The 6,720-nt window shown below is 44.4% G+C and carries 7 protein-coding genes; 2 read left to right on the top strand and 5 right to left on the bottom strand.

Annotation, left to right across the window (positions count from 1 at the left end; genetic code table 11):
- The 3 genes from PX484_RS22270 to PX484_RS22260 form a co-directional block, all read right to left on the bottom strand.
- The coding region (locus PX484_RS22270) for an energy-coupling factor transporter transmembrane component T family protein (protein WP_288105532.1) at window positions 1-567 on the bottom strand (567 nt) is incomplete at its 3' end.
- 118 nt (window positions 568-685) lie between these two features.
- Window positions 686-1,009, bottom strand: a complete 324-nt coding sequence (locus tag PX484_RS22265) for a PDGLE domain-containing protein (RefSeq protein WP_002799903.1) — start codon at window positions 1,007-1,009, stop codon at window positions 686-688.
- A 28-nt stretch (window positions 1,010-1,037) separates the two neighbouring features.
- On the bottom strand, window positions 1,038-1,766 hold the full coding sequence (locus tag PX484_RS22260; protein ID WP_149973476.1) for an energy-coupling factor ABC transporter permease: 729 nt from the start codon (window positions 1,764-1,766) through the stop codon (window positions 1,038-1,040).
- A 592-nt stretch (window positions 1,767-2,358) separates the two neighbouring features.
- Between PX484_RS22260 and PX484_RS22255 the strand changes: the two genes are divergently transcribed.
- Together PX484_RS22255 and PX484_RS22250 are read left to right on the top strand one after the other, a co-directional pair.
- Window positions 2,359-2,895, top strand: a complete 537-nt coding sequence (locus PX484_RS22255) for a deoxycytidylate deaminase (RefSeq protein ID WP_002743086.1) — start codon at window positions 2,359-2,361, stop codon at window positions 2,893-2,895.
- A gap of 21 nt (window positions 2,896-2,916) precedes the next feature.
- Entirely contained in the window at window positions 2,917-3,246 is a 330-nt protein-coding gene (locus tag PX484_RS22250) for a BrnT family toxin (protein ID WP_287766503.1), read from the top strand.
- A 196-nt stretch (window positions 3,247-3,442) separates the two neighbouring features.
- Here the strand turns inward: PX484_RS22250 and gyrB are convergent, their stop codons facing one another.
- Window positions 3,443-6,109: a DNA topoisomerase (ATP-hydrolyzing) subunit B gene (gene gyrB / locus PX484_RS22245; RefSeq protein WP_288105529.1), complete on the bottom strand. Its 2,667-nt coding sequence runs from the start codon at window positions 6,107-6,109 to the stop codon at window positions 3,443-3,445.
- A 412-nt stretch (window positions 6,110-6,521) separates the two neighbouring features.
- A partial coding sequence (locus tag PX484_RS22240; RefSeq protein WP_288105527.1) for a winged helix-turn-helix domain-containing protein occupies window positions 6,522-6,720 on the bottom strand: 199 nt, incomplete at its 5' end.

The following is a 6,720-nucleotide window of genomic DNA, read 5'->3' as shown; positions in this document are numbered from 1 at the left end:
TTGCCATCGGGGACTACTCATTAAATTGCGCGCAATTGCTGCCCTTCGCATGGAATTAAATTCAGCGATCAAAACAGCTAGATAACGGTACATAGAAGCCAAAATTGCCACCAATAAAGGGGGAGTTTTCAGGGTAACTAAGGCTTGCAACAGGTCGGGAATCGCTGTGGTTAAAACCAGAATATTGACCGTACAAAGACAGAGAAAAGCTTTTAGGGCTACACTGCCTAAAACCAGCAATCCCGCGCTAGTTATCCGCAAAAATCCCCAAGACCAAAGAATTTCCCCGCCATCGCGAAAAAGAGTTCCCAATAAAACCACACTGATAAAGACAAATTCGATCGCTACTCTTCGTAAAAGTACAAGAATAGTCACCCGACTGATCAGAATTAAAATAATTAATCCTAATCCGTAAATCCCCCAAGTTTCCCAGCTACCATTGGGAGTTAAGGCTGTGGCAAAAACTAACAAAAGAGTCACTAAAACCCGGGTATGGGGCGCGAGTTTCTGCCAAAAACCGCAATTTTGGCACTCATTTTCGCGAAAAAAAGTGGCAATGTGTAGCATTTATTCAGTGATCAATTATCAGTGATCAGTTATCAGTTAGAAAGGGGATTTAGGGGTTTAGGGGTTTAGGGATTTGGGGAAATTTCAGCTAAATGCCCCACTCCCGACTCCTGATTCCTTACTCCTGATTTTGGGATTTTGGAATCACTAATTTACCGATACCCCAAGCGATGCCGAAAGTGGCAAGAGTTCCCAGAAAACCTGCGAGGGGAGTGGCGACACCTTCGGGAACACCTTTGAGGGCATAACCATCAAAAATTCGGGCGAAGGGTAATTGATTACCGAGGGCGTTGGGGTCTTCTTTTTGGCTAAATTGCAAGTCTTCCGCCACTCGATCGAGTCCGTCGGGATCGGGACTGGCAAAGGGAGAAAGAAAAACGGCAACAATTAGGGAGCATACCAGACCAATCAGAAAAAATTGGCTATTTCTGCGAATATTCATCGAATTAATTGCTTTATTGACGAGAAGCTTAGGAAGGGGAAACAGAAGTATTAACGGAATGGGGCGGATCGTAGAGGAGATCGGGACGAGTTCGCCAGATATAACCGACAGCGAAAACGGTAATCACCGCTTCCCCGATACCGATGAGGATATGCCAAGATAACATGGCAAAAAGGGCGACTAAAGGCGGTACAGTCCCCGATAAAGCCAATTGCAGGGCGCAAAACAACGCGGCTACCACCACACTTGTCCAAGCAGCGACGGCAACTGCGATCGCCATACTGCGCCAACTATGAAAACCGAGGGCTTTTCTAATCCCCAGATAGAGATAATAACCGCCAAAAGTCCCGATCAGACCCATATTGACGATATTTGCCCCTAAAACCGTTAAACCGCCATCTTGAAAAAATAAAGCTTGAACAATAAAAACCACCGCCATCACCAGAGAACCCGCCCAGGGACCGAGTAAAACCCCCGCGAGAGTCCCCCCTAACAAATGTCCGGAGGTTCCCCCCGGAATGGGAAAATTAATCATCTGGGCGGCAAAAATGAAGGCGGCACAAACTCCCATCAAAGGTACAGCCCGTTCAGCGTAGTGACCGCGCACTTTTTTGAGAGAAAAGCTAATCAGGACGACGGCAATTATCCAAGTAAATAGACTCACCGATGGACTCAAAAAGCCGTCAGGAATATGGAGGGCGAGATAAGGGGTCAGCAGAGGGTGAAACAAACCAACTCCTAGAAAATTAACAGACATTAAAACTCAGTCTCCTTGGCAATTTGGGTTAAAGATTTCAAGAGAATTGTTTGGCTGGGACGGAAAAGTCCTCTCTTCTAGTAGATAACTAACCGCTTCATTCTACAATGCTCTCTCTGGGGATTTAACCCCTTTGGCTTCTTAAGAATTTCTGTTATTTTTCTGGTTGTCAGGGTTTAGCTATCGGCCAAAATCTCAATTATTCTCAAGCAGTCAAATTATTTAAATTATTATTAACTTTCGAGTTTTTTGTCGTTTTTATGCTAGGCATTAATCAGTGAGCAGTGAGCAGTTAGAAGAGGCTGGTGACTATTAACCACTGAGTTTTAAGTAACATTAAGCTAAACTGATCACTGATAACTGAAATGTCCCCCCCACATCTCCTCTACCTGCCACTTCCTAAGATAAATAAAGATGAATCAGCTTAAAACTGTTGCTTGATTCGGTGTACTAGCTGGTTTACTTGTCGCTATTGGCCATGGGATTGCTGGTGGGGGTGATGCTTTAATTGTAATTGGTTTAGAGGTCATCTAATGATAAGCTATCAGAGATAACTCCCTCTTTTTCGCTTTTTCTAGCTTGGTATAAAACCGTGATCAACTCTGAAGAAAAAAGACCGACTTGGGACGAATATTTTTTAATGATCGCTAAATTAGCCGCCACCAGATCCACCTGTTTAGCTTTTCCCGTCGGTGCGGTAATTGTCAAAGATCGGCAGGTTTTAGCTACGGGGTACAATGGTTCCCCATCGGGAACGGTTCATTGTACTGCCCAGGGTTTTTGTTATCCCGGTTTGGGAACCTGTCGAGAATCTGGAGAAATTCCCTCTCGGGCAATTCATGCTGAAGCTAATGCGATCGCTCAAGCGGCTAAACACGGTATTTCTACCCAAGGTGCTAGTATCTACGTTACTTTAGAACCCTGTATTTCCTGCTTGAAACTAATTATTTCTTCGGGAATTAAGGAAGTTTTTTACGAAGCTGACTTTAATAGTGGGACAAAAGCCATTTTAAGGGATTCTTTTCTAGAAACGGGGATTATTAAGTATAAAAAGATTTATTTATCAGAAGAAATGGCTAGTCATGCGGCCTTATTTTTATTAAATCCCATTTCGATCGATCCCAGGTAGTTATCCTCAACGGCGACATCAATGACGACCCCGCAACTTTTCGAGTGGGATGAAAATAAGCGTCAGGCTAATATAGAAAAACACGGCATAGATTTCGCCGACCTGGAAGCGATTTTTAGGGGTCCAATAATTGAGCGCGTGGATACCCGTCAGAATTACGGCGAAATTCGAGTGATTCTAGTGGGTACAATCGATAATATCGTTTTGGTGGTGGTTTATACATGGCGTGGCTCGGTTCGTCGAATAATTAGTGTTAGGAGGGCTAACAACCGTGAACGAAGAACATATTACCAGAGTCACCCGCGAACAGTGGGCGAATTTGAAAGGCAAAACGAACTGGGAGAAAGTTAAAGGGATGAGTGAGGCGGAAATTGCCAAAAACGCCCTAGAAGACCCCGATAATCCACCGCTGCCGGCTGATTTTTTCGATGAAGTTCTGGAATGCGCCCCGGGTTCCTTGAATCCCTAACCCTCCGATTAGTAACTGGATTTAGGGATTTTATCGGGGGCTGTATTAGCCTAGACTAACACAGCCCCAAGTTACCGTTTAAATGTCCAAATCCGTAAGATTTAAACGCGGTCCGTGGGTTTCGATAAATTCTCGCCGGGGGGCAACTCGATCGCCCATAAGAATGGTAAATAATTCCTCTGCTTTGGCTGCGTCTTCGATTTCCACCCGTTTTAAAGTGCGAGTTTCGGGATTCATAGTAGTATCCCAAAGTTGTTGGGGCATCATTTCTCCTAACCCTTTAAAACGTTGGATTGTGTAGTTAGCATTGGAGGGAAATTCCGCTATCTTTTGCTGTAATTCTCGATCGCTATAGCAGTAGGAATGATTTTTACCGCGTTCCAATTTATAGAGAGGAGGACAGGCGATATATACATAACCTTGGTCAATTAAATTCTTCTGATAACGATAGAAGAAAGTTAACAACAAAGTTCGGATGTGGGCGCCATCCACATCAGCATCAGTCATTAAAACAATGCGATGATAGCGCAATTGTGAGGGATCGAAATCTTCTCCTTTAATCCCTAAACCGAGGGCGGTAATTAAGGATTGAATTTCCGTATTTTTGTAGATTTTGGCATCATCGGTTTTTTCGATATTGAGGATTTTTCCCCGCAGAGGTAGAATCGCTTGAAAACGACGATCACGCCCCTGTTTGGCACTGTTATGGACGAAAACGCCGGAAGCAAGGGCAAAGTTATGGGTATGAGGAACCTCGATATCATAGACATCGAATCTTGTTTCTAATCGCTCGATCGCCACAACTCGATGATTGTAATTAGCCACCGCTTCTAAGGCTTTATTTTTATCACCATCAAAGTAGCGATCACAAAAAGAATCAAATCGCAATATTGATTTATCCCGCGTCTGAAGCCGATATTTTTGATAAGCTTCCAAATCAATATAACCTCGATCGATCTCAATTTGCTTTAAGGTCGCTAGGGTTTTTTGATAGTAAGTTTTCTTGATTGTGTTAATTCCCTGCCAACGATTATACCAATCAGCGATCGCATGAGTGAACAACCAAGAATCGGAAGCGGGATTCCAGACCATTTCATAACCGCTAATGGTGATTCCGGGGTCATGAAGAGCGGACAATTTCCGATACAAAGGCATTAAAGCATCTTCTGGAGTTAAAGCCGCAGCAGGTTTATAGCTACCATCTCTTAACAGGAAAAGATGGTCAGGAGTACAAATAATCGCTTCACCATGATCGAGAGTAATTTTAATTACTTCTGCGTCTTTTTTGGTGATGCGGGCATTAATAATTCGTTCAACCCCGATCGTGCCATTGTCACGAATGGTATAACAAAAATGTTCCTTTCCTTGGGCTTGTTCGGTCACTAGCTGTTTAAAACTGAGGTTGCGTCCATCGACAAGGGCGATTTCTGTATCACCATGAAAACAACCGCCGGCGCTGTCCCCTTCGACGATGTAAATTTCTGACTTTTCTGGGTCTCTTTCGCTACAATCAGCCAATTTACCAGGTAAAGGTGAGGATTCCAAGACCGATTTCCGTCGTACTAAGTCCCGGGCCCGACGGGCCGCTTCCGCCGCTTTGTACGCTTGTACTGCTTTTTCGATAATCGTGTCGGCCACTTGGGGATTTTGTTCTAAGTATTCGTTGAGAGTTTCCCCCACCAGGGAATCAACAATACCCCGGACTTCGGTGTTACCCAATTTGGTCTTGGTTTGGCCCTCGAATTCCGGTTCGGGGACTTTTACGGAAATAACGGCGGTTAAACCCTCGCGGACGTTTTCCCCCGCTAGATTAGGCTCGTTTTCTTTAATTTTATTGCGTTTACGAGCAACATTATTTAAAGTACGGGTCAGGACTGCCTTTAGTCCCTCTAGATGAGTTCCCCCGTCAATGGTGCGGATATTATTAGCAAAACCGAGAATATTGTCGCTATAGGCATCTATACACCACTGAAACGCCACTTCGATATTAATTCCGTTCTTTTCCCCCGATACATAGATAATATCTTTGTGCAGGGTTTCTTTTTCCCGACACATATAGGCGACGTATTCTTTAATACCCCCCTCATAACAATAGGTTTCGATGTGGGGTTCTTCGGGACGGTAATCGCTAAAGGTGATTTTAACACCAGCATTTAAGTAGGCTAGTTCTCGTAAACGTCCGGAGAGGGTACTGTAATCAAATTCGATGCCTTGGCTAAAAATTTCGGTGTCTGGCAGGAAATTAACCCTAGTTCCCGTTTTTTCCTCTTGACTAGGACTACTGACCAATTCTGTGACGGGGATACCTCTTTCGTAGCGTTGGGTATGTACTTTATGATCGCGCCAGACGGTGACATCGACCCATGCAGAAAGGGCATTAACGACGGAAATCCCGACTCCGTGTAACCCTCCCGACACTTTATAACCACCACTGCCAAATTTACCGCCGGCATGAAGTATAGTGAGAACGGTTTCGAGGGCAGATTTACCCGTGGTGGGGTGAACATCGGTGGGAATACCCCGGCCATCGTCGGTGACGCTGACGGAACCATCGGCCTTGATATCCACTTCGATATGAGTACAGTAACCCGCTAGGGCCTCATCGATCGAGTTGTCCACCACTTCATAGACTAAATGATGTAGTCCCCGCGGCCCGGTCGTACCGATATACATCCCCGGCCGCTTCCTGACTGGTTCTAACCCTTCGAGAACTTGTATCTGTTCCGCGCCGTAGTTACTTGTCATAAAATTTCCCTGAAAAGGCTGTGATCCCTGATTGAACCTAAATGAATGGCAAAATCTTCAAAAATTGTAGCACATAAGGGTTAAAGACTGCTTAAATGCCTTTAGGGAGAATTTTTTATTAGGGTTGGGGTGTGGGGTGTGGGGTGTGGGGGGAGAATAAATAAAAGCCATCTCCTAAGTAGGTAGGCGTTAAAAATTATCAGACACCACCCTTATCAAGGGAGGACTAAGGGTAGGGTTGATTCATGAATCAACCCTACTATGAATTCACCCTAGGACTAAGGGGGGATCGAACCTAAAATCTATTTTTAATTTAATTATAACCAGCTACTGATCTCCTGAATACTGCCTCCTGAATACTGACTCCCGACTCCTGACTACTAACCCCACCAACAAACTTTTTCAGCAGACCCTAAATAATGTCATCCTCAAATTTATAACCGACACCGACTACAGTTTTGATAAAGATAGGATTAGCAGGATCGGGTTCTACTTTTTTGCGTAAGCGTCGGATATGGGTATCTACTACCCTTTCATCGCCAAAAAAATCATTTCCCCAGAGATTATCGATTAATTGGGTGCGACTCCAGACGCGATTGGGATAACTGACA

The sequence above is a fragment of the Microcystis sp. M49636_WE2 genome (genome assembly GCF_030065375.1).
In the GTDB taxonomy this organism is placed as follows: domain Bacteria; phylum Cyanobacteriota; class Cyanobacteriia; order Cyanobacteriales; family Microcystaceae; genus Microcystis; species Microcystis aeruginosa_C.
The sequence above is the reverse complement of the archived record's forward strand: the minus strand, read 5'-3'. Positions and strand labels throughout refer to the sequence as shown.